Source organism: Liquorilactobacillus oeni DSM 19972 (assembly GCF_001436275.1).
GTDB classification, from domain to species: domain Bacteria; phylum Bacillota; class Bacilli; order Lactobacillales; family Lactobacillaceae; genus Liquorilactobacillus; species Liquorilactobacillus oeni.
Window position 1 is genome coordinate 616 of the sequence record NZ_AZEH01000042.1, and the last position, 23,517, is coordinate 24,132.

A 23,517-nucleotide genomic window follows, 5' to 3' on the forward strand; every position below is an offset into this window, starting at 1 on the left:
CCATGGAAGGGTAGCGAAGTCTGGCTAAACGCGGCGGACTGTAAATCCGCTCCTTCGGGTTCGGTGGTTCGAATCCACTCCCTTCCATTTATATTTATAGGGGTATAGTTTAACGGTAGAACTACGGTCTCCAAAACCGTCAGTGTGGGTTCAAGTCCTACTACCCCTGCCATTTATGGCGATAGTGGCGAAGTGGTTAACGCACCGGATTGTGGCTCCGGCACGCGTGGGTTCGATTCCCACCTATCGCCCTTGTAATTGGGTTATAGCCAAGCGGTAAGGCAAGGGACTTTGACTCCCTCATGCGCTGGTTCGAATCCAGCTAACCCAGTTAGGGGTTTGTTCTTTTAACTGGCGGTATAGCCAAGTGGTAAGGCAGAGGTCTGCAAAACCTTCATCACCGGTTCAAATCCGGTTACCGCCTTTAGTTGCTTTTAGGCGCTAACTATAGTATAATTTTTTTATAGTGGCTGTTATGCCGGTGTGGCGGAATTGGCAGACGCGCTGGACTCAAAATCCAGTGCCCGTTGAGGGCGTATCGGTTCGACCCCGATCACCGGTATCATATTTCTTATTTAAGCATAGGAGTTTTCTTGATCCTATGTTTTTTTGTGTCTGCAAATACAAAATTAATTAAAAACCAAAATATCCAATTCTATGTTACTTAATATTACTTTTTGTAACTATTTAACTTAATAAAAATAAGAAATTAATTTGTAACAGATCTCCTATAGACAATTCAACAGTTTAAATGTTACAATTTATGACATCAACTAGGAGGGATCTGTATGAACGCTGCGAATTCAACTTTTTTAATTGTTTCCAGTGTCTTGGTGTTTTTTATGACACCGGGGCTAGCTTTTTTTTATGGGGGTTTGGTTTCTAAAAAGAATGTTGTAAATACTATGCTTTCTGTTTTTTTTATTTGTGGAATAGCAGTTATTCTCTATGCTGCAGTTGGATATGAATTATCTTTTAACGGAGATATTGGTGGAATAATTGGACAGGTAAAACACTTTTTCTTAGCTGGAGTTAATTTGGCGAGTCTGCAGTCAAAAGAATTGGGAATTAACGTGGGAACATATCTTATCTTTCAAATGATGTTTGCAATTATTACACCTGCTTTATTTGTAGGCGCTGTTGTTGGTAGAATGCGGTTTAATTTTTTGATGGTTTTTATTGTATTTTGGTCTATTTTAGTTTACTATCCCATGGTACATATTGTTTGGAGCGCAAAAGGAATGCTAGCTTCTTATGGTGTACTGGATTTTGCTGGGGGGACGGTTGTCCATATTAATGCAGGTGTCACAGCATTAGTTTTGTCTGTCTTTTTAGGGAGAAGATTAGACTTCAATAAAAAAAGCGAGCACTATAATCTGCCTTGGGTTTTGTTAGGTACTACAATTCTTTGGATAGGCTGGTATGGTTTTAATGCGGGATCAGCACTGGGAATGAATGAGGTTGCTGTGCAAGCATTCTTGACAACTACAATTGCAACGGCTGCGGCATTAGTAATGTGGATGATTTTGGACATGGTTACTGTAGGTAAGCCAACACTTGAAGGAGTTTGTACTGGGACAATCTGTGGGCTTGTCGGAATTACACCAGCAGCTGGATTTGTAACTGGAGCTGGTGCATTTTGGATTGGAGTTTTCAGTGCGCTTGTTAGTTTTGGATTTATCACGTACGTTAAACCGAAGTTGAAGTATGATGATCCGTTAGACGCTTTTGGTTGCCACGGTGTTTCAGGAATAGTAGGTTCGATTTTAACAGGAGCATTCGCTACTAAAACGGCCAATGCAGCACTCACGCAAAATGGTCTTTTTTATGGAGGAGGTTTTCACCAATTAGCAGTTCAACTGGTGGGGACACTCTTCACAATTGTTTTTGTAACAATTATAGTAAGCATTGTAGTCGTAATCTTAAAATTATTTGTTAAAATTCGTGTTGATGAAAAGGAAGAAGTAGTTGGACTTGATCAAGGGGAACACGGAGAGTTCGCAGATTATACTGTAATACCTGCAACAAAAGATATTGAAAAGTATGGTAAAGAGTTTCAAGGCCAACTTGCACATTTAAATAATCCAAAGTCTTGAGTCAATAATTAAGTAGTATTAGTATATAAAATGTATAGCTCTTGTGATTTTGGATAATTACTTAAAAATTAGGCTTTATGGTAGTTTTTATTACCATAAAGCCTAATTTTTTACAGTGAAAAAATTTTTATTGATGCGTTTAACAGAGCAGAATAAACGAATGTTAGACACTCTTAATGAAGCTGTTAAGCCCTGTATCTCCAAATTGGGAAAGCTGATACAAGAGAATGTTTGCACAAGCACGACTATCATCTAAAGCATTATGATGATGCTTCAAAGCAATGTTAAGTTGTTGGCAAATTGTATTAAGCTTGTAATTTTGCAAACCTTTAAAATAAGAGCGACTAGTCGCAAGTGTATCAAGTATCAAGTAGTTCGGCTGTGCTATATTATAAAGTGCTAAGCTATGGTTAAGAACGCTGCAATCAAAACGTGCGTTATGGGCAACTATTAGTTTATCCGGTTCGAAAAAGGGTAAAATATGCGGCCATAATTCTGAAAGGGTCGGAGCATCAGCAACATCCTGCGCTTTTATCCCATGGATTTGTGTATTACGCCAATGAAAAGGTGCCAGAGGATTGATGAGAGAGTACAGTTCATCAACGACTCTGTTATTACGAACCACTGTAAGTGCAAGTGAACAAGCACTATTTCTTTTTGTATTTGCAGTTTCAAAGTCAATGGAGACAAAATCCATCTGTGAGTACTCCCTTCTATATTTTTAAATCAAGTTCGATTGGGCAATGATCTGAGCCATATATATCAGATAATATATCAGCTGCAATGATCTTAGCATATAGTACTTTTGAAGCAATAAAATAATCTATGCGCCACCCAGCATTATTATCTCTTGCATGAAAGCGATAACTCCACCAAGTATATTTACCAATTTCGTCTGGATGAAGAAATCTGAACGTGTCAATAAACCCACTTGAAAGAAGTTGTGTCATTTTTTCTCGTTCCTGAGTGGTAAAACCCGCATGTTGCTGATTTGTACGCCAATTTTTCAAGTCAATATTATTATGTGCAACGTTAAGATCACCACAAAGGATAAGCGGTTTTTGTTTATCTAGTTTCTTGAGATAGCTTTGAAAAGCATTTTCCCACTCAAGTCTAAATTCAAGCCTATTCAAGCTATTTTGAGAGTTTGGCGTATAGCAATTAACCAAGTAAAAGTCTGGATATTCGAGCGTGATTACTCGGCCTTCGGAATCAAAATGGTCATTACCAATACCATACTTAGCATTAATAGCAGGTTTTTTTGCAAAAATAGCAGTACCAGAATATCCCTTTTTTTGTGCGTAATTCCAATACTGATGATAACCAGAAAGTGAAAGATTTAACTGCCCTTCTTGAAGTTTTGTTTCTTGAACGCAAAAGAAGTCTGCATTTAGTTTTTCAAAGGTATCTGTAAAATTTTTTTTTACTATCGCTCGCAGTCCGTTTACATTCCACGAAATAAATTTCATGTTACTTACCTTACTTCCTATTTTACTTAGCTATTGTTAATTCTATCAGGATGGAAGAAAAAAAACTACCAACAAAGATTACAGAAAGTGTTAAAATTAAATCAGAATAAGTGAATGTGAGGATAAAAATGATGTTACAAGTACAGGAAACTTTTGCTGAACTCTTCTCCCAAAGCAAAATTTTAGTTGATGAGCCTTTATCAAATTATACAAATACAAAAACTGGTGGCCCAGCGGAACTCTTGGCATTTCCTAGAGAGTATGATGAAATAAAAGCGATGGTGTTCACAGCTAACAAGATGAAGCTTCCTTTGACTGTGATTGGAAATGCAAGCAATCTAATAGTAAGAGATGGTGGTATTCGCGGTTTAGTAATAATTCTGAGTAAAATGAACAGCATAAAAGTGCAGCATGATAAAGTAATAGCGGCTGCAGGGGCTTCTATGATCGATACTACAGAATGTGCTTATCATTCAGGTTTATCTGGTCTTGAATTTGCTGCTGGAATCCCAGGAAGCATCGGCGGTGCAATTTTCATGAATGCAGGAGCTTACGGTGGTGAAGTCTGTGAAGTTGTTGAAAGAGTAGATGTATTAACCAAGGCTGGGGAGATCAAAAGCTATCCAAAAGAAAAAATGAACTTCAGTTATCGTCATAGCAGAATTCAAGATACCGGTGAAATTGTACTGGCAGCTACTTTTAGTTTAAAGCAGGATGATAAAAAAGTAATTCGCACAAAGATGGATGAAGTTAATTTTTTGCGAGCTTCCAAACAACCACTGGAATATCCTTCTTGCGGGAGTGTTTTTAAAAGACCTGCTGGGCATTACACTGGAAAATTGATTCATGATGCAAAGCTGCAGGGATTTCAGGTGGGAGGAGCGCAGATTTCACTTAAACATGCTGGGTTCATTGTTAACCGCGGAAATGCGACCGCTAGTGATTATTTAGCCGTAATTGAACATGTTCAGAAATGCGTTCAAAAACTCTTTGACGTTACACTCGAGACAGAAGTAAGAATTATCGGAGAAAAAAAGTGATTTTTAGAGGGTTCTTCGCGTAAGTTTAAGCGAAGTGCTTTTTTTTTTTACTTTTTTTTGCAATAATTAATACTGGAGGTGTGTACTGGATGACAATTATTGAGACTGTTATCGGTCTAGTATTATTGGTTTTATTATCTAATTTAATTAATCACTATTTTAAATTTATTCCGGTAAGTCTTATCCAAATTTTTTTGGGAACTTTTTTCGCGTTAATTCTTAATCTTAAGATTAATTTGGACTCAAGCTGGTTTTTATTATTGTTTATCGCTCCGCTGCTTTATAATGACGGACGTAAGTTTCCTAAAGAAGAATTGTGGAAATTAAAGGGTGCAATCTTTAATAATGCAATTATCTTGGTTTTTATTACAATGCTGCTGGGAGGATACCTGATTCACTTGGTAATTCCAAATATGCCGCTGGCTGTTGGTATTTCCTTAGCCGCAATTTTAGCACCGACTGATCCAGTAGCTGTTCATTCTATCTCAAGACAAGTTAAACTGCCTGATAAAATATTACACTTAGTAAGTGGAGAGAGTTTGATTAATGACGCAAGTGGTTTGATAGGATTTAAATATGCTATTGCTGTAGCAATTACAGGATATTTTTCTTTAACACAAGCATTAGGAGATCTGCTTTATTTTGGAATATTCGGTTTGGTTCTTGGTTTTGTGTTGATTAGTCTGGTCATTCTGAGCATTGAATGGTTGATTATGAAGGGTTTTAATGATGTTGTTTTTAACACGGTACTTCAGATTTGTGTTCCTTTTATTATTTACATAGTTACAGAAGAGACTTTTCATGCATCTGGAGTCATTGCGGTTGTAGTTGCAGGTGTTATGTTTGCTTCGAAAAGATATTCTTTCATTCGCATTCAACCTGAGATTAATTTGGTCAGTGAAAGAACCTGGGATTTGATCATTTATCTTTTGAATGGTGTTATGTTTACGATTTTAGGTGTAGAGTTGCCGGTGGCGATGCATGGTACAATTGAAAGCGAAAATGTCAGCACTTTAAAGGCAATCTTATTTGTATTTGTTATGTGGCTGATTCTTTTAGTAATAAGAGTTGTTTGGACATATTGTTATCAAATATTTACTCGTGATTATCGAAATGTATCAGTAAAAAGACGTCTGAAGATTGCTTTCTTATCTGGAATTTCTGGAGTAAGAGGAGCAATCACAATGGCTGCTGCTTTGACGATTCCTATGCAAACATCAGCTGGGGATCCTTTTCCGGAAAGATCACTTATTCTCTTTATTGCTGCAGGTGTAATTATTTTAAGCATGGTAGTTGCTATTGTAGTATTGCCATTTATTGTGCATGACCCGATGGAGTTGAAAACACGTGGTGTTTTAGAACCTCTTGATGATGACGATGACTCGGATGATGAAGAAAAGCAACAGGTTAATAGCAATCAAGCTAAACTGTATATCTTAAAAAGTGCAGTTCGTAGCCTTGAAGAGCAACGCAGACAAAATAACCAATTAGCCGTATATCAATTAATATTGGAATATCAATTTATGGTAAAAAGACTTGAATCTGCAGAGCAGGGGGAAGATGAAAACAATGCTGCAACTGCAGATCAGATCAAGCTGCGTAAGGTTGCCCTTAAAGGCCAGTTAAAAGAATTAAAAAGATTGTATCAAACACATCAGATACATGAAAAAGTTTATTTAAAATTTGAAAGATCTTTGCAAAGGCAGCTAAGGGCGGTAGAACGTAAAGCCAGAGTTAATCGTGATTGGCCATTTCCAACTGTTATAGAGTCTGCACGACGACTATGGCGTTCACTTTCATTATGGATAGGAATTAAAAGAGATGAAAGTTATGGAACAGAATTTCGTTACGCTGAAAGAATGTTAGCAAAATCAGCTATTAGTGCATTATCTGCTTATTTAAAAGATCCGGATGTTAATGAAAAAGAATTTAATCGAGAAGTACTATACCACATGATAATCTCGTATCGTAGTGTAATAGAAAAGCAGAAAAATGAAGAATCTTTAGGAAAACAGGAATATCAAGAACAAGTGAGAAAATTGCGGTTTAAATCAATCTCTGCGCAACGGCTTGCTCTTCAGTATTTAGTAGAGCAGCATTATATTACTCATCAGTCTGCAATTGCACTGCAACAATATATAAACCATGAGGAAAGTTTAAATTTAAGAGCCAGTGTATTGTCAAATTAATAAACTACGTTAAGTAACCAGAGTAAGCTAATAATAATTTGCTGCTAACCGCAAGTTGTTGATCTTGGGAATGTGTTAACTTAAATAATGCGTAAATATAATAAAACTAGAGGCTATGGCAAAGCATTTATTTTGTCACAGCCTCTTTTGAATTTACTATAATATTTTAACCTTTCTTTAACAAATTCTTTTCAGTTTCGTTAAGCGAAGAACGTGCTACCGTAAAAGTAACCCACATGATCATTTGAATAATTGTCATAAAAAGGATAAAAATTAACATTCGGGGATTCCACATTGCCAGAAGTTGCTCCATAGCCCATCTTGGGCTTAAGAATAGATAAGCAGTATGCAAACGCAAGAAACGCCCTATATAAATGCCAACTGAAGAAATTAAGATCAAGGCGAAAATTAAAATATTTTTATTTATTCTAGTCCAAAGATTGAAATGGACTAAAATTGAATTTGCGACATGTTCTAAGCTCCAAAGTCCCATTAATGAACACGCCAGAGCACTTGCAACCAAGTTTGTAAAATTCAGCCACAAATGAAGGTTGAATTCCATTAAGCCCGTGGCACTGCTATATGGATCAAGCATAGCAAGGTGGAATAGATCTGTTAAAACATAAGGCGCATTTGGATAAAAAAGGATCCATAAAACTGTTAAAAATAATAAAGAAAAATTATTTTGATGAGGTTTGATCTGAATTGCAAGTTCGATGGGAATATATCCTAATAAAGTATTTAAAAGCAAAAAACTATATACCCCATTATGCGAACTAATAGTGAAGTAAACATAAAACATAAAACATAAAAAGGAAAGACGAACTAACCAACGATTTTTTAAACTCATAGTCATCACCTAATTTCTATTATAACTATTGTAGCAAATTGTGAGTTGAAATAAACTAATTATCAATGGTTTGAGAAGTTCTTAATCTTTTATAATCGACCGCGGTAAATTAAATTTAGACGTGATATAATTAATTTAAATATATTAGGAGGTAAAAGAATGGGCATTGCTTGGGAAAGCCTATTTTCGTGGCAGCACTTAGTCAATTTAGTAGACATCTTAGTCGTATGGTATGTAGTTTATAAACTGATGATGTTACTGCGCGGAACAAAAGCGGTACAGCTTTTTAGAGGCGTAATCGTTATCGTTGCAATTAAGTTTGTGAGCTGGTTTTTTGACTTGCAGACAGTTTCTTGGATTACGAACCAAATTATTAATTGGGGATTTATCGCAATCATCATTATCTTTCAGCCTGAAATCAGGCGAGGTTTGGAACATTTGGGCAGAGGATCACTTTTTGTTCATAATAAAAAACAAAATGAAGATGAATTACGAATGATTAAAGCCCTTGATCAAGCAATACAGTATATGTCAAAGAGAAGAATTGGAGCCTTAATCACAATTCAAAGGGAAACTGGACTTGAAGATTACATTGAGACGGGAATTGGCTTAAATGCTGAGATTACTGGGGCGTTACTGATAAATATATTTATTCCCAACACACCATTACATGATGGAGCTGTGATTATAAAAAATAATAAAATTGCTGTTGCCGCTGCATACCTTCCTCTTTCTGAAAGTAATTTGATTCCTAAAGCTCTAGGTACTAGGCATCGTGCGGCTGTCGGAATCAGTGAAGTTACTGATGCTTTAACAATCGTTGTTTCAGAAGAAACGGGTGGAGTAACGATCACGGAAAATAATGAGCTATTGCGGGATTTAACACGTGAAGATTATTTGAAACTTCTAAAAAAGGAATTGATTGTCGCTCCTAAAAAGCAAAAAACAAACGGAGTTGGCAGTTTCTTTATGGAACTATTTAAAGGAGGTCGGAAGCATTGAATTTCAATAAAATTATTGAAAGCCGCCTTTTTTATCGAATAGTTGCACTGATACTTGCTATATTTCTTTTTGTATATACTAATTCGGATAAATTGAGTACTACAAGAAATAGTTCAAATAATAACGAAGCTGGGATGTTGTCAAACAGAACTGAATCAATGAATGTTTCTTTGCAACTTGATGTAAATAGCGATAAATATTTTGTAACGGGCTATCCCTCAAGGGTTAATGTTAAAATTACGGGGCCAAGCGCTTTAGTGACTACTACTGCTAATACAAGAAACTTTAGAATTTATGCAGACCTCAATAAATTAAAGACTGGAACCCATGAAGTTAAACTTAAACAATCAGGGTTAAATAAAGAATTGGACTATACAATTAACCCTAAAACTATCAAGGTTACGATTAGTCCAAGGAAAACTGCCACTTTTCCAGTTCAGTTTAGGTATGATAAGGAAAAGATTGCAGGTGACTATGGAGTAGGACGTCTTACCGCGGATCCGCAAGCAGTTAGTGTGACAGGTGCTAAAGATGATATTAATAATATTTCCGAAGTGTTAGCGGTAGTTGATTTAACCAAGGGTACTAAGGAAACAGTAAGCCGTTCTGTTCTATTGCAAGCTGTGAATAATAGGGGTAAAATTTTGAACGTGGTAATCACTCCGCAGGCTGCAAGGGTACGTATTCCTATTTACAATTCAACTTCTTCCAAAAAAGTTGCCGTAGATTTTTCGGCAAGCGGAAATGGTGTTAGCGGTAAAAGTTACCGTTTTTCGAGCAGTACTAAAGAAGTTACAGTGAACGGAACTAAAGGAGCTTTGAGCAGGATAAGCAAGATGACGGTGCCAGTTCCTATTTCTGGGCTTGCTGATTCAGAAACACAGACAATTGAGCTACAATCACCAGGAAATGGCATTTCTTCTATTCAGCCAAAAAGTATTAAGGTAAAAATCGATGTAACGGATGACCAAACTGCAAATAAAACGACTTCAGAGGGTGACTCTACTCGGGAAACAGAGAAAGTTTCATCCAGCAGTAGTGAAGAAAGTTCTTCGAGCTCTTCAAAAGATAGCAGTGAGTCAGTATCAACGGTATCTTCCGCTTCAACTTCGGTTTCAAGCAGTCAAAGTGATTAAATAAATTTGTTGTGGAAATGAGGATTAAAAATAATGAAATATTTTGGAACAGACGGAGTCAGGGGAGTTGCAAATGAAAGTTTAAGTCCAGAACTTGCTTTCAAACTCGGTCGTTGCGGTGGCTTTATATTAACTAAACATGCAGAAAATAGTGGTAAAGCACCAAGGGTTTTAGTTGCACGCGATACACGAATTTCGGGCCAAATGCTGGAGAATGCTTTAATAGCTGGACTTTTATCTGTTGGAATTGAAGTTTTTTCTTTAGGAGTCATTACTACCCCTGGTGTAGCTTACCTTGTCCGTGTGCAAGATGCAGATGCAGGAATAATGATTTCTGCTTCGCATAATCCGGTAGAAGATAATGGAATAAAATTCTTCGGTGGTGACGGATTTAAATTATCTGATGAAAAGGAAGAAGAAATTGAGGAACTTCTCGAAAGTTCAAAAGATGAACTTCCACGGCCTGCAGCACAAGGTTTAGGCACTTTGAGTGAATATCATGAAGGAATTTTGAAGTATACGCAGTTTTTGGAACAGACTATCCCTGATGACTTAGAAGGTTTGAAAATTGCTGTTGACGGTGCTAACGGTGCAACGAGCGGAGCTGTTTCAAGGTTATTTGCTGACTTGGGGCTTGATTTTACAACTATTGCGACAGAGCCTGATGGTTTGAATATTAATAAAAATGTTGGGTCTACACATCCTGAAACTTTGGCACACTTTGTAGTTGAACAAGAGGCACAAATGGGTGTTGCTTTTGATGGTGATGGCGATCGCTGTATTGCTGTTGACGAACTTGGCAATATTGTTGACGGCGATAAAGTAATGTATATTTGCGGCAAGTACCTAAGTGAACGTGGGCGTTTAAAGAAAGATACAATAGTGACTACTGTAATGAGCAACCTTGGTCTATATAAAGCAATGGCTAAAAATGGCTTGAATTCTGTCAAGACCAGAGTAGGAGATCGTTATGTGGTAGAAGAAATGCGCAAAAACGGTTATAATCTTGGCGGTGAGCAATCTGGACATGTGGTATTTCTTGATTTTAATACTACGGGAGATGGGATGCTAACTGCGTTACAATTAATGAATGTTGTTAAGCAGACAGGTAAAAAGCTGTCAGAACTTGCCGCTGAAGTAACAACATATCCACAGGAATTAATAAATGTTGAAGTCACAGACAAAAAAGCTGCTTTGAAAAATAAAGCAGTGTTAGAAATCATTCAAAATGTAGAAGGTAAGATGGGCGCTGAAGGACGTGTCTTAGTAAGGCCTAGCGGAACCGAGAACCTTTTAAGGGTGATGGCAGAGGCAAAGACTAAAGAGCAAGTACATGAGTACGTTACCGCGATTGCAACAGTGGTCGAAAAAGAACTAGGCACTAATGAAAAAGATTAACTTGATGGGCGGTTCCATTAGTTTTTGAGCATTAATTGCGGATTATGAACGATAGAGTGGTAGTGGGTAAACAAAAAAATGACTATTGATACATGCTAGCATATTACAGGTTATAAAATAAGGCTTGGTCATTTGACCAAGCCTTTGTTGACTTTGGTGGTATTCAGGCAATTGAGTCTTAAAATGAACTACTTTTTGACAGTTCTTGAATTACCTCTATATTAAGTTGTGATTCTATATGTTGTGTAATTATTAGTATCAAAAAAGTTCTTGCTAACTATATTACATATTTTATTTAATATCTGAATATACAACTTTCATCTAATCACTGGCAAGCTACTATAGTTATTTGAAGAGTAAGACTAAGAAGTTAACGAAGCGAAAGAGAATGTAGTAACATAAACTAATAAACAAATACGTAAGCAGTAATACCAGTATCGGTATGAACCAAAAAGAAGTCTGAATTAACGTAAAAAAGGTTTGGATAACAGCAATAGAGCCTGAGTAGTGATTAAACAATGATAAGAAACCTTTTAGTAGAAGTGTCACAAATCCTAATATCATACTTAAGCCAAATTGTTTAGAATTAATCATAAGCAATAACCTCGCAATCCTTCTAATATTATAGTATAGCTGAAAACGAATAACAGGAAAAATGAAAAGGTAAGTTTAAACTTGTTGACAGCGTTTGCAAAAAGCGCTATCATCTAGAAGTAAGGTAATTAATAGTTACCTTCTAATCAATTCTCTTTCTCTCTTATGCCAACCACCGCATTATTGCGGTGGTTTTGCTTTGCTCAAATTGACACTTTGAAGGTTTTTTCTTTATAATAATTTGGAAAGGTAAGATGGTGAAAATAATGAAAAATGAAGAAACTTTAACCTTAATTGAAGAAATTACGCGAAATGACGGCACAAGATACTATGAGATTTCTAACGTGGTTCAAAATGGCCGTGCGGAACTTGCAGTACAGCGTGGTATGATCAAAGAAGTGAGAATATTGCAGCTTAATATTCCGCGTTCTAGTAGTGTTATCGAGTATGAGAAATATGTCAATGAAAATTTTGAAATGCCTAGTGAAGATTTTACTCATTTTGAAGAATGGAGCAAAACGCCTCATATGCAAAAAGTGGTCAAACAAGTTTTGCGAGAAAATCATATTGCGTAATGACTGAAGAATGAAATTGAAATATTAAGCAAAATAGCAACATAATTTTTAAAGAGTAATTCGTGATTTTTCGGTAATTAATTGTTCTGATCTATTATTAGAAGAACTTACTATAATTAAGCCCAAAAGCTTATAATTCAGTTGCTAATTAATAAAAATACTTTTTCAGACTATAATATTTTTAAACGAACCTGCTGTTTTTTAGGAAAATAGCAATTATTTTTTTCTTTACATAAACGTTACAAAAAGGTGTATCCATTCTTTACATTAACAGGATAAAATACAGCATGTAACAAGGAAAGGAAGAAGTAGAAAAATGAAAAATCTCACCAAAATTGCTACAGTTATCATTGCAAGCACTGCATTACTTGTAGGATGTGGAAATTCAAACTCCAACTCCAGTTCTTCATCCTCATCTGCTTCAAGCAAAACTGTTTCAGGAAAAATTACGATTGTTGGCTCCACAGCTTTACAACCTTTAGTAGAAAAGGCCGCTGAGAACTTCCAAGCAGATAATTCTAAGGTTAATATTACTGTTCAGGGCGGAGGTTCTGGTACAGGTTTAAGCCAAGTTCAGTCTGGTGCTGTTACGATCGGTAACTCTGATATTTTTGCAGAAAAGCAAAGCGGAATTAAGGCAGAAGACCTTGTAGATCATCAAGTAGCTGTTGTAGGTATGACTCCTGTTGTTAATAAAGACGCCGGTGTAAAAAACGTTACAATGAGTCAATTACGTGACATCTTTACTGGTAAGGTTACAAATTGGAACCAGGTTGGTGGTAAAGATGAAAAAATCGTCTTGATCAACCGTCCTTCTGGTAGTGGTACTAGAGCAACGTTTGAAAGTGCTGTTATGAATGGACAAACAGCTGCAAAATCTCAAGAACAGGATTCCAATGGTACTGTTCAAAAGATGATTGCCCAGACTCCAGGTTCAATCAGTTATTTAGCATTTTCATATGTTAAGTCTGATGTTCAGGCACTTTCAATTGACGGAGTTGCACCAACTGATGCAAATGTAACAACAAATAAATGGAAAATTTGGTCTTATGAACACATGTACACTAAAGGTAAACCAGATACTGCTGCTAAATCTTTCTTGGACTACATGAAGTCATCAAAAGTACAAAAAGGTTTAGTTAAAGACCTTGGATATATTTCTATCAGCAATATGAAAGTTCAAAAAGATTCAGATGGTAAAGTTACTGATAAGTAATTTAAGCTGAAGCGAGGTAGCTTTTAATGAAAAAATTCAGTAGATCTTTTATCTTCAAAGATGGACTACCTTGTTCAGCTAGAAATAATCTTATGATTTTATTTGGATTTTTTAGAGCCTTGTTAGCAAGTCATTTTCAGATTCTCGCTTGTGATATAGCTTGTAATTTATAATTTATGGGGGCAAACGGACCGTTTTTAACGAGTCTTGTTTACTCCCAAATTTTGTTAGAAAGGTGTTTTTTAAATGGATGATCCTATTAAGAATAAAATACAAAGCACCTCGAAAGAAACTAGACAGGATATTTTGGGACGCTTTCTCACCTACCTGTGTATTGCGTTTATTATGATAGTTGTTCTTTCGATTTTTGTCTTTGTTGCTTCAAAAGGCATCGCTACTTTTACTGTTAATAAGGCAAATTTTTGGGAATTTTTGACGGGTAAAAACTGGAATCCTACTGCGACTGATGCAAGCGGGAAACCTATGCTGGGAGCATTACCAATGATTACAGGTTCCTTTGGAGTTACTATCTTGGCAGTTATTTTTGCAACTCCTTTTGCAATCGGGACGGCTCTTTATATGACTGAAGTTGCTTCTAAAAGAGGAGAAAAAATTCTTCAAAGCGTTGTTGAACTTCTTGTTGGTATTCCTTCAGTTGTTTATGGCTTTATTGGTTTGTCTGTAGTGGTTCCGCTTGTACGTAATCATTTTGGAGGCTCTGGTTATGGAATCCTTTCTGGTTCGATTGTGCTCTTTGTAATGGTGCTTCCTACAGTGACATCAATGACTGTTGACAGTTTGCGTGCGGTTCCACGCTACTACAAAGAAGCTTCCCTTGCTTTGGGGGCAACAAAATGGCAGACAATTTATAAGGTCCTTTTGCGTTCTGCAACTTCTGGAATCTTAACTGCAATTATTTTTGGTATGGCACGTGCTTTTGGTGAAGCATTGGCTGTTCAGATGGTCATTGGTAATGCTGCACTGATGCCTAAGGGTCTATTATCATCAGCTTCAACATTAACAAGTGTTTTAACAATGGGAATTGGTAATACTGTCATGGGTACAGTAGGTAATAATGCTCTTTGGTCATTAGCTCTGATTCTTTTGTTAATGTCACTGATTTTCAATATCGTGGTTCGACTTATTGGACGTAAAGGGAGACTGGATTAATATGGGAACAAAATTACAAAATAATATTGCAATCGCAGTCATTCGAATTCTTGCGGCCCTGGTAGTTTTAATTTTGGTTTTCTTACTTGGAAAGATATTGATTTCTGGTATTCCGCATATTTCATGGCACTTTTTGACAGCAGCTTCACAATCATTTGAAAGCGGCGGCGGAATTGGGGTTCAATTGTTTAATTCTATCTATCTTTTAGCACTTACTTTGATTATTTCTTTTCCAATTTCTTTAGGAGCTGGTATTTTTCTTTCAGAATATGCTCCTAAAAACTTTTTAACTGCTATTGTGCGAATGGCAATTGAAGTTTTAAGTTCCCTGCCATCAGTTGTAGTTGGTTTGTTTGGGTTCTTATTATTTGTTGTTCAGATGAAGATGGGCTTTTCAATTCTTTCTGGTGCCATTGCTTTGACCTTTTTCAATTTACCTTTGTTGACGAGAAATATTGAAGAATCATTGCGTGCAATTCCAGACTTGCAACGTGAAGCAGGAATGTCATTGGGACTTTCAAAATGGAAAACTGTTACTAAAGTTATTCTTCCTGAAGCACTGCCTGGAATTATTACAGGGGTTGTTTTAGGCGCTGGTCGTGTATTTGGAGAAGCTGCGGCATTGATTTATACAGCCGGACAAAGTGCTACGAATATTGACTTTGGAGATTGGAATCCGTTTAACTCAGCTAGCCCGCTTAATTTGTTTAGACCCGCAGAAACACTGGCAGTTCATATTTGGAAAATCAATTCAGAAGGTGTTATGCCCGATGCAGCTGCAGTTTCAGCTGGTTCTTCTGCTGTCTTGATTATTGCCGTTTTGATTTTCAACTTACTGGCCCGTGTTCTTGGAAATAGTTTATACCATAAGTTGACGGCTACTAAGTAGGAGGATTAATTATGAGCATTAATAAGTATGATTTTAATGAAAAAAGTATCCTTAAGTTTGATCCCAACGAACATGAAATTGCAATCGAAACCAAGAATCTGCAAGTTTATTATGGGAACAACCATGCTTTATTCGATGGAAATTTGCAGTTTGAACGTTATAAAATAACTTCATTGATTGGTGCTTCCGGTTCGGGAAAGTCAACCTATTTGCGTTCTCTTAACAGAATGAATGATAATGTGGCTAAAGTTGATGGACAAATTATGTATCGCGGCTTGGATGTCAATACCTCAAAAATCAACGTGTACGAAATGCGAAAACATATTGGGATGGTTTTTCAACGGCCTAATCCTTTTTCAAAATCTATTCGGGAAAATATTACTTTTGCTTTGAAAGAACAAGGACTTAAAAATAAACAGAAGCTTAATGAAATTGTTGAACAAAGTTTACGGGATGCTGCTATTTGGGATGAAGTAAAAGATGATCTTGATAAAAGTGCATGGTCTCTTTCAGGAGGGCAGCAGCAGCGTCTGTGTATTGCACGCACAATTGCTATGAAGCCGGATATCCTATTGCTAGATGAACCCGCAAGTGCTCTGGATCCTATTTCTACAAGCAAAATTGAGGAAACACTGGTAGAACTAAAGAAACGGTACACAATCATTATTGTTACGCATAATATGCAACAAGCTTCAAGAATAAGTGACTATACGGCATTTTTCCATCTTGGCCATATTCTCGAATATGATAAAACAAAGCATATTTTTACGGTGCCGAAAGTAACGGCAACTAATGATTATATTTCAGGGAATTTCGGCTAGGAGGAGCAGTAATGGACGAATTTATTACAACAAAGGATGTACATCTTTATTACGGAAAAAAAGAAGCGTTAAAGGGGATTACTCTGTCATTTCCAGATAAGGGAATCAATGCATTGATTGGCCCTTCAGGCTGCGGGAAGTCTACTTATTTAAGAACTTTGAACCGAATGAATGACCTTATTCCGGGTGTTAAAATTACAGGCAGCATCATGATTAATGGTCAAGACATTTATAGTCCAAAAACTGATACTGTTGCTTTACGTAAAAAAGTCGGCATGGTTTTTCAACAACCCAATCCCTTTCCCTTTTCAATTTATGATAATGTAACTTACGGATTAAGAATTGACGGGGTTAAAGATAAACAAGTCCTTGATGAACGTGTTGAACAAAGTCTTAAGCAGGCTGCAGTTTGGGATGAAGTAAAAGATGATCTGCGTAAAAGTGCTCTTTCACTTTCTGGCGGGCAGCAGCAGCGTGTATGTATTGCACGTGTTTTAGCTGTCCAGCCTGATGTTATTTTACTCGACGAACCGACAAGCGCACTTGATCCAGTTTCAAGTGGATTAATTGAGGATATGTTATTGACGATTCGTGATAACTACACAATTGTAATTGTTACACATAACCTACAACAAGCTTCCCGTATTTCTGATAAAACAGCTTTCTTCCTTAATGGTGAGTTGATTGAAGCAGGAAAAACAAAAAGCTTGTTTTTAAACCCACAGCGGCAAGAAACAGACGACTATATCAGTGGAAGATTTGGTTAGGCAGGGGGAGAATAAATCATGCGAAAGATTTTGGAAGAACAGATAGAAAATTTGCACAAAGATTTTGCTCAAATGGGAAGAGAAGTGGCTAAGGCTATTGAAAATGCCACCGAAGTTTTTAAGAATCATGATGAAGAACTGGCAACAAAGATAGTAGAAAATGATGATCGGATCAATGAAAGTGAAATTTATCTTGAAAGAAAAACAGCACAGGTAATTGCACTGCAACAGCCCGTTGCTAGTGATTTAAGAGTGCTCATTACAATTCTTAAGGCTAGTTCAGACCTTGAAAGAATTGGTGATCATGCAGTAAATGTTACGCATGCCGCAGTACGAATTGGCAGTCAAAATAGGAATGAAGAAATTGAGAATACTTTAGTTGCTATGAGTCAACATGTTCACAAGATGCTAGAAGAAATCATTAAGGCTTATGTCGACAATGACGAAACTGCTGCACGCAAGGTTGCACAAACCGACTCTGAAAGTGATCGGTATTTGCGTAAGGTAAGAGAACAGGCAATTGAGGAAATGCAAAGAAATTCAAGTTTCGTAGCTGTTGGTTCAGAGTACCTAATTGTCGGGACTCATCTAGAGAGAATAGGTGATTATGTGACTAACGTAGCTGAATGGATTGTTTATACCAATACAGGTAGAATAGTTGAACTTGGGCCTAATTCTTCATATAAAAAATAAATTAGCTCACAAAGTACTAATTAAAAATGAGTGTGACAATAATCGTTAGGCTTTGAGCATTAACAGCCAATTACGAACATAGCCTGAATTTTACTATGAATAATTCGTTGTTGAGTGGAAAAAACTGACTATTGAAACACGTTAATACGTATATTGTAGATTAAGGGGGCTGAGTCAAAAGTTAATTTTTGACTCAGTTCCTTTTAATTAATATTGCGATATTTGAGAAATTTTAATTTTTGGACGCTTTCTTTTTAACAAAATAATTGTTACATATATAAAAAATCAGCGACAAATTAAGGATTGAACAAGTATAAAAAGTATGCTAGTTTTAAGTAAATGAAAATATTCTCATTTATGGGGAAGTGAATAACATGGAAAGTTTAGCATTGATTGGTCAAAAGGGAAAATATGTTATAACTAATATTTTAGGCAATTCGCGCTTTGTGAGGCGTCTCAATGAAATAGGTATAATTGTTGGTGTTAACTTGACTGTTATTTCAACTTCACAGACTGAAAGCGGTATGGTAATTTACTTACGAGGTCAGCGTCTAGCACTGAATCATTCCGTTGCTTCGTTAATTATAGTCCGTTCTTTGAATGAAATTTTTATCAAAAAATGCAAGAGCCTTTCCAGTGTGTCTGTTGGTAAAGAAGCAATTGTTGCCAAAGTGTTAGGTGATAAGCGAGTCAGAAAGCGTTTGTTGGACATGGGGCTTACAAAAAATACCATGGTTAAAGTTAACCAGACTGCCCCCCTTGGTGATCCGCTTGAAGTATTGTTGCGCGGTTACAAATTAAGTCTACGTAAGCAAGAGGCTGATTATGTGATGGTTACGGAGGTAGAGCAATGAAGACTGTCGCTTTAGCAGGAAATCCTAATGGCGGTAAGACAACTCTTTTTAATCGATTGACGGGCGCACATCAGATGGTGGGAAACTGGCCTGGGGTGACAGTTGAAAGTAAAAGCGGGTACTTGCAAGGGGAAAATAGCATTATTATTCAGGACTTGCCCGGCACTTATTCGCTTTCACCATACACAAGTGAAGAATTGATCACACGTAAATTTTTGGTTGAAAAAAAACCGGATTTGGTAGTAGATGTTGTGGATGCAACAAACCTTGAACGCAATTTATATTTAACATTGCAATTGATGGAAACAAAGTTGCCGCTGGTAGTTTCTCTTAACATGGTTGATGTTGTTAAAAATACTGGCAGAAGAATTAACATAGATAAGCTTTCTTACTTGCTGGGCGTTCCTGTTATAGGAATCAGTGCATTAAAAAACACTAATGTTGCTCAGTTGAAAGAAAAGATCATGAAAAATTCCGGTACGGAGGCGAAGTATCACTTCCCAGAATATGATAAGCGGCTTGAAAGTGCTTTAATGATGATCTCAAAAAATCTGGCAGGAATTATCCCATCGCAAGATTTACGTTGGTATGCAATTAAATTTTTTGAACGCGACGAAGAAATCTGGCAAAAAGTTCATCTTGATGCTACTCGCAAAGAAGATATTGAAAATATTATTGGCACGGCCGAAAAAATTTTTGAAGACAGCAGTGATAGTATCATCGTTAATGCACGTTATGAGTATATTGCTAAGATAGTTGGAATGTGTGTTGTTGAAAAAGATGATTTTACTATGAGTCTAAGCGATGAAGTAGATAGGTTTGTTACCAACCGCTTGTTTGCTTTTCCTGTTTTTATTTTTGTGATGTGGTTTGTTTACTATCTTTCGATTCAAACAATTGGCACTATAGGCTCAAATTGGGTGAATGACGTTCTTTTTGGAAAGTGGATACCAGAAACCGCTGCTGCAATTTTGAATACATGGCATGTTGCAGCTTGGATGAAGAGTCTAATCATCGATGGAATTATTAATGGGCTGGGTTCAGTACTGGGGTTTGTTCCACAAATTATGATGCTTTTTTTGTGTTTGGGAATTTTGGAAGATTGCGGTTATATGGCAAGAATTGCTTTTGTAATGGACAGAATTTTTCATCGTTTTAACCTTTCTGGAAAATCATTTATTCCAATGTTAATCTCTACTGGTTGCGGAGTTCCTGGAATTATGGCGACCAGGACTATTGAAAATGATAGGGATCGTAAAATGACAATCATGCTGACTACTTTTATGCCATGTTCGGCAAAACTGACGGTAATTGCGTTGATCTCTGGGACTTTCTTTCCACAGAAAAGCTGGGTAGCTCCTTCTGCATATTTTTTGGGGATGCTTGCAGTTATTGGTTCAGGTATTTTTTTAAAAAAGACAAATCTTTTTGCTGGGCCTCCGCTTCCTTTCGTAATGGAATTGCCTGCCTATCATTTTCCAAAACTTAGTAACGTAACAAAGCAGGTTGTAAATAGGGCGCGAAGTTTTATACATAAAGCTGGAACGATTATTTTTGCTTCTTGCGTGATAATTTGGTTTTTATCAAGTTTCAGTTTTAACTTGCAGATGGTTCCGGAAAATCAAAGTATGCTGCGCTACTTTGGAACTGGAATTGCCCCTATTTTTGCACCACTTGGTTTTGGAGATTGGCATGCCACGGTGGCCGTGCTAGCAGGTTTGATTGCTAAAGAAAATTGTGTAGGAACATTGCGGATAACTTTTGGAAGCGGGGGTAGCAACACCTTTGTACATCTTCTGCGCCAAACTTATACTCCAGCAGCTGGATATGCATTTTTGGCGTTTAATCTCCTTTGTGCTCCTTGTTTTGCTGCAATTGGTACAATGTATAAGGAGTACGGAGACTTAGGATGGACTATGAAGGCACTTTTGTACCAGACGGGATTGGCATATTTAATTGCTGTGCTACTTTATCAAGTTTCTGAATTATTGCAACAAAAAATAACGTTAACAGCAGTGTTATGGGTTGTTTTAATATTAGCACTCTTTGTATATTGCCTATTCTTCAAAAAAGATAAAAGTGAAGGTTTTTACCAAATTAAAGAAATGATGAAAGGAAGCGATTTATTATGATAGCGACTATTGTACTTGCAGTTATTATCTTTTCAGGTGTCGGCTATGTTGTTTATGTGCGTTTTTTTAAACAAAATGGGTTATCTGGCTGCCATAATTGTGATGATATCGGTTGCCCATTGGTGGATCCCGTTAAATTGAAAGAGAAGATGAAAAAGTAAAAGTAAAAATGGATTTTCAAAATGCTAGTGAAAAAACTTTCAAATAAAGATTAGAATTATCGCTGTTTTGTGTTAGAATATAAACGTACTCAAAAGAGTAATATAATTTAGGAGGCTGTTTTATGTCAATCGTAAACGGTAACGAAATCTTTGCTGCAGCACGCAAAGGTCATTATGCAGTTGGGGCATTTAATATTAATAATTTGGAATGGACACGTGCTATTTTAGCTGCTGCTCAAGAAACAAATACACCAATTTTGGTGCAAACTTCTATGGGTGCCGGCAAGTACATGGGTGGTTATGAGCTCTGCCTTAACTTGGTTCAACAAGAAATCAAGGCAATGGGAATCACAGTTCCAGTTGTGATGCATCTTGATCATGGTAACTATGAAGCTGCCAAAGAATGTATCAAGGTTGGCTACACATCTGTTATGTTTGATGGCCATGACCTTCCTTTCGAAGAAAACTTGGAAAAAACAAAGGAAATTGTTGCATTAGCACATGCTAAGAACATTTCCGTTGAAGCTGAAGTTGGTTCTATCGGTGGTGAAGAAGACGGAATTATCGGCGAAGGCGAATTAGCTGACGTTGAAGAAGCAAAGAAGATTGCTGCAACAGGTGTTGATTATTTGGCATGTGGAATTGGTAACATTCATGGTAAATACCCGGCAAACTGGAAGGGACTTCACTTTGACCGTCTGCAGGAACTTGCTGATGTGATCGCTACCCCACTTGTATTGCATGGTGGTTCAGGTATTCCTAAGGAACAAATCCAAAGGGCTATTTCTATGGGTGTTTCAAAGGTTAATGTTAATACTGAATGCCAATTGGCATTTGCTGCCGCAACACGTAAGTATATTGAAGCAGGAAAAGACCAAGAAGGTAAAGGATACGATCCACGTAAGTTGCTTGCACCAGGAACAAAAGCAATTACAGACGTTGTTAAAGAACGTATTGATTGGTTCGGCACACCATCTGTTAAATAAAACAGTTAATTACTTATAGCTGATTTAAAGCAAAAAAGATCCCTTCGTTTTTGAAGGGGTCTTTTTTATTTCTTAGCTGGAAGCTGAAGTTCCACCAGTTTTTGGCCAATTAGTTTATAGATTAGTGAATGAATTGCAAACTGTTCAGTCAGTTCCATTAAATTATTTTCATAGGAAAAATTTAATGCAGCTTCTCTCTCCCCAATCAGGCTGATGGTCTGGTTAAAAAGATTAGCAAAATAATCATAGGACTTGCTAATAGAATTAGCTTTAATCGCTTGTCTGATACCGCTTTTAATCGTTTCTAGAGGATAGATCGATTTCAAAAGGCTGATTACAACTAATTCTGCAACATTAGCTGCAGTATACTTTTTTTTGCTTGGTCGTTGCATAAGCCCCTTTTTTACATAACTATTAACCATTGAAGGTGTAATTTTACTTTCAAGCAGTCTTTCGAGGTAACGATTACCTAAATTTATCAGTTGATCCATATAGAGTTCAAAATCAGGAAACTCGCTCCACAAAGGAAGACGAATTTCACTGAAACCTTTAAGCCATTTTATAAATTCTTCGTTATCCATTTTTTAACCTCACAGAAAATAAAAAATACAATTAAACATTAAGTACCAAACAAGTATAACATACAATTTAAAATTTAAAATGATATTCAGATTTCATAAAATAATAAATCACTTTACCTAGACTTTAATTCTATGTTATGCTAACAACAGAATGATGTTTAAAGGAGAATAATTATGAATAAGAAAGAACTTTTACTAAATGAAATTTGGAGCGGAATTACACATGGGGTTGGTTTGATACTGAGTATTGTAGCTTTTGCTTTTTTACTTTTTAAAGCAATTCAGAGTAAAAGTGTACTATTGTTTTGTGCTTTCTTGATATATGGAATTTCACTATTAACCCTTTATACGGCATCTACCTTATTTCATTGTCTTTATTTTACGAAAGCAAAAAAGGTTTTCCAAGCCCTTGACCATTGCAGTATTTTTGTTTTGATTGCTGGAACCTATACCCCATATTGTTTAATTGGAATTAAGGGTACTGCGGGGTTAGTTATCCTAGCACTTATCTGGACCCTTTCAATTGCAGGTATTCTTTTCCATCTTTTGGTACATAAAAAGCTGCAGTGGGTTGAAACAACCGCTTATGTTCTTATGGGATGGCTTTGCTTGCTGGGGGCCAAAGAATTGTTTGCTTCTCTTGGCACAATAGGATTTTCATTACTGGTTTCAGGCGGCTTGATGTTTACTTTAGGAGCTTTGGTTTACAGTATAAAAGGGCTCAAATACACTCATGTTTATTGGCATATTTTAGTGATTTTCGGCTCGGGGTTTATGTTTTTCTCTATATACCTTTACTTATAGTTGAAATCTTTTTAAGAGTTAACGGTAACTTATTGGACCATTTCTTTGAAAATGAAAACTTTAATATAACTAACTAAGAAAATGAGGTGGTATA

22 protein-coding genes and 6 tRNA genes are annotated in these 23,517 nt (G+C 36.5%); 24 read left to right on the forward strand and 4 right to left on the reverse strand.

Annotated elements, in window-relative coordinates:
- Positions 1-4 precede the first annotated feature (4 nt).
- The 7 genes from FD46_RS09635 (at position 5) to FD46_RS09665 (ending at position 2,096) form a co-directional block, all read left to right on the forward strand.
- A tRNA-Tyr gene (locus tag FD46_RS09635) sits at positions 5-87 on the forward strand.
- An 11-nt stretch (positions 88-98) separates the two neighbouring features.
- Positions 99-172 (forward strand) — tRNA-Trp (locus FD46_RS09640).
- Positions 173-178: 6 nt separating this feature from the next.
- Positions 179-251: transfer RNA gene (locus FD46_RS09645), tRNA-His, on the forward strand.
- Between the two features lie 8 nt (positions 252-259).
- Positions 260-331: transfer RNA gene (locus tag FD46_RS09650), tRNA-Gln, on the forward strand.
- Positions 332-353: 22 nt separating this feature from the next.
- A tRNA-Cys gene (locus FD46_RS09655) sits at positions 354-424 on the forward strand.
- Positions 425-477: 53 nt separating this feature from the next.
- Positions 478-562 (forward strand) — tRNA-Leu (locus tag FD46_RS09660).
- A 226-nt stretch (positions 563-788) separates the two neighbouring features.
- On the forward strand, positions 789-2,096 hold the full coding sequence (locus FD46_RS09665) for an ammonium transporter (protein WP_057896957.1): 1,308 nt from the start codon (positions 789-791) through the stop codon (positions 2,094-2,096).
- A gap of 163 nt (positions 2,097-2,259) precedes the next feature.
- Here FD46_RS09665 and FD46_RS09670 read toward each other — a convergent pair whose 3' ends face one another.
- Together FD46_RS09670 and FD46_RS09675 are read right to left on the reverse strand one after the other, a co-directional pair.
- Entirely contained in the window at positions 2,260-2,793 is a 534-nt protein-coding gene (locus tag FD46_RS09670) for a 3'-5' exonuclease (RefSeq protein WP_057896958.1), read from the reverse strand.
- 16 nt (positions 2,794-2,809) lie between these two features.
- Positions 2,810-3,565: an exodeoxyribonuclease III gene (locus tag FD46_RS09675; RefSeq protein ID WP_057896959.1), complete on the reverse strand. Its 756-nt coding sequence runs from the start codon at positions 3,563-3,565 to the stop codon at positions 2,810-2,812.
- 131 nt (positions 3,566-3,696) lie between these two features.
- On the opposite strand from FD46_RS09675, the gene murB reads away from it, so the two are divergent.
- Complete coding sequence (gene murB, locus FD46_RS09680; RefSeq protein ID WP_057896960.1) at positions 3,697-4,605, forward strand: UDP-N-acetylmuramate dehydrogenase; 909 nt, start codon at positions 3,697-3,699, stop codon at positions 4,603-4,605.
- Between the two features lie 89 nt (positions 4,606-4,694).
- Positions 4,695-6,794: a cation:proton antiporter gene (locus FD46_RS09685; RefSeq protein WP_057896961.1), complete on the forward strand. Its 2,100-nt coding sequence runs from the start codon at positions 4,695-4,697 to the stop codon at positions 6,792-6,794.
- Positions 6,795-6,960: 166 nt separating this feature from the next.
- Here FD46_RS09685 and FD46_RS09690 read toward each other — a convergent pair whose 3' ends face one another.
- A complete protein-coding gene (locus tag FD46_RS09690; protein WP_235805613.1) occupies positions 6,961-7,596 on the reverse strand; it encodes a DUF1361 domain-containing protein in 636 nt (211 codons plus the stop codon).
- 207 nt (positions 7,597-7,803) lie between these two features.
- On the opposite strand from FD46_RS09690, the gene cdaA reads away from it, so the two are divergent.
- From cdaA to FD46_RS09755, 14 genes are all read left to right on the forward strand, one after another.
- Entirely contained in the window at positions 7,804-8,646 is an 843-nt protein-coding gene (gene cdaA / locus FD46_RS09695) for a diadenylate cyclase CdaA (RefSeq protein WP_057896963.1), read from the forward strand.
- The gene (locus tag FD46_RS09700) at positions 8,643-9,782 is read left to right on the forward strand and encodes a CdaR family protein (protein WP_057896964.1); all 1,140 of its coding nucleotides are present in this window, start codon (positions 8,643-8,645) and stop codon (positions 9,780-9,782) included. Before cdaA ends, FD46_RS09700 begins: the two co-directional genes overlap by 4 nt.
- A 33-nt stretch (positions 9,783-9,815) precedes the next feature.
- Entirely contained in the window at positions 9,816-11,180 is a 1,365-nt protein-coding gene (glmM, locus tag FD46_RS09705) for a phosphoglucosamine mutase (RefSeq protein WP_057896965.1), read from the forward strand.
- An 860-nt stretch (positions 11,181-12,040) separates the two neighbouring features.
- Positions 12,041-12,349, forward strand: a complete 309-nt coding sequence (locus FD46_RS09710) for a hypothetical protein (RefSeq protein ID WP_057896966.1) — start codon at positions 12,041-12,043, stop codon at positions 12,347-12,349.
- A 316-nt stretch (positions 12,350-12,665) separates the two neighbouring features.
- On the forward strand, positions 12,666-13,565 hold the full coding sequence (locus FD46_RS09715; RefSeq protein ID WP_057896967.1) for a phosphate ABC transporter substrate-binding protein: 900 nt from the start codon (positions 12,666-12,668) through the stop codon (positions 13,563-13,565).
- A 246-nt stretch (positions 13,566-13,811) separates the two neighbouring features.
- The gene (pstC, locus tag FD46_RS09720; RefSeq protein ID WP_057896968.1) at positions 13,812-14,735 is read left to right on the forward strand and encodes a phosphate ABC transporter permease subunit PstC; all 924 of its coding nucleotides are present in this window, start codon (positions 13,812-13,814) and stop codon (positions 14,733-14,735) included.
- Between the two features lies 1 nt (position 14,736).
- On the forward strand, positions 14,737-15,624 hold the full coding sequence (gene pstA / locus FD46_RS09725) for a phosphate ABC transporter permease PstA (RefSeq protein ID WP_057896969.1): 888 nt from the start codon (positions 14,737-14,739) through the stop codon (positions 15,622-15,624).
- A gap of 11 nt (positions 15,625-15,635) precedes the next feature.
- Positions 15,636-16,445: a phosphate ABC transporter ATP-binding protein PstB gene (pstB, locus tag FD46_RS09730; protein WP_057896970.1), complete on the forward strand. Its 810-nt coding sequence runs from the start codon at positions 15,636-15,638 to the stop codon at positions 16,443-16,445.
- Between the two features lie 11 nt (positions 16,446-16,456).
- On the forward strand, positions 16,457-17,212 hold the full coding sequence (pstB, locus tag FD46_RS09735) for a phosphate ABC transporter ATP-binding protein PstB (protein ID WP_057896971.1): 756 nt from the start codon (positions 16,457-16,459) through the stop codon (positions 17,210-17,212).
- Between the two features lie 18 nt (positions 17,213-17,230).
- Positions 17,231-17,905 (forward strand): phosphate signaling complex protein PhoU, encoded by a 675-nt coding sequence (phoU, locus tag FD46_RS09740; protein ID WP_057896972.1) that lies wholly within the window; start codon positions 17,231-17,233, stop codon positions 17,903-17,905.
- A 374-nt stretch (positions 17,906-18,279) separates the two neighbouring features.
- A complete protein-coding gene (locus tag FD46_RS09745; protein WP_057896973.1) occupies positions 18,280-18,759 on the forward strand; it encodes a FeoA family protein in 480 nt (159 codons plus the stop codon).
- Entirely contained in the window at positions 18,756-20,891 is a 2,136-nt protein-coding gene (gene feoB / locus FD46_RS09750) for a ferrous iron transport protein B (protein ID WP_057896974.1), read from the forward strand. Before FD46_RS09745 ends, feoB begins: the two co-directional genes overlap by 4 nt.
- Complete coding sequence (locus FD46_RS10390; RefSeq protein WP_157047114.1) at positions 20,888-21,052, forward strand: FeoB-associated Cys-rich membrane protein; 165 nt, start codon at positions 20,888-20,890, stop codon at positions 21,050-21,052. The genes feoB and FD46_RS10390 overlap by 4 nt, the downstream gene beginning before the upstream one ends.
- Before the next feature lie 122 nt (positions 21,053-21,174).
- Positions 21,175-22,038 (forward strand): class II fructose-bisphosphate aldolase, encoded by an 864-nt coding sequence (locus FD46_RS09755; protein ID WP_057896975.1) that lies wholly within the window; start codon positions 21,175-21,177, stop codon positions 22,036-22,038.
- 65 nt (positions 22,039-22,103) lie between these two features.
- On the opposite strand, the gene FD46_RS09760 is transcribed toward FD46_RS09755, so the two are convergent.
- Complete coding sequence (locus FD46_RS09760) at positions 22,104-22,619, reverse strand: DUF1836 domain-containing protein (RefSeq protein ID WP_057896976.1); 516 nt, start codon at positions 22,617-22,619, stop codon at positions 22,104-22,106.
- Positions 22,620-22,793: 174 nt separating this feature from the next.
- Between FD46_RS09760 and trhA the strand changes: the two genes are divergently transcribed.
- Positions 22,794-23,423 carry a PAQR family membrane homeostasis protein TrhA gene (gene trhA / locus FD46_RS09765; RefSeq protein WP_057896977.1) on the forward strand — a complete coding sequence of 210 codons (630 nt, stop codon included), beginning with the start codon at positions 22,794-22,796 and terminating at the stop codon, positions 23,421-23,423.
- Positions 23,424-23,517 lie beyond the last annotated feature (94 nt).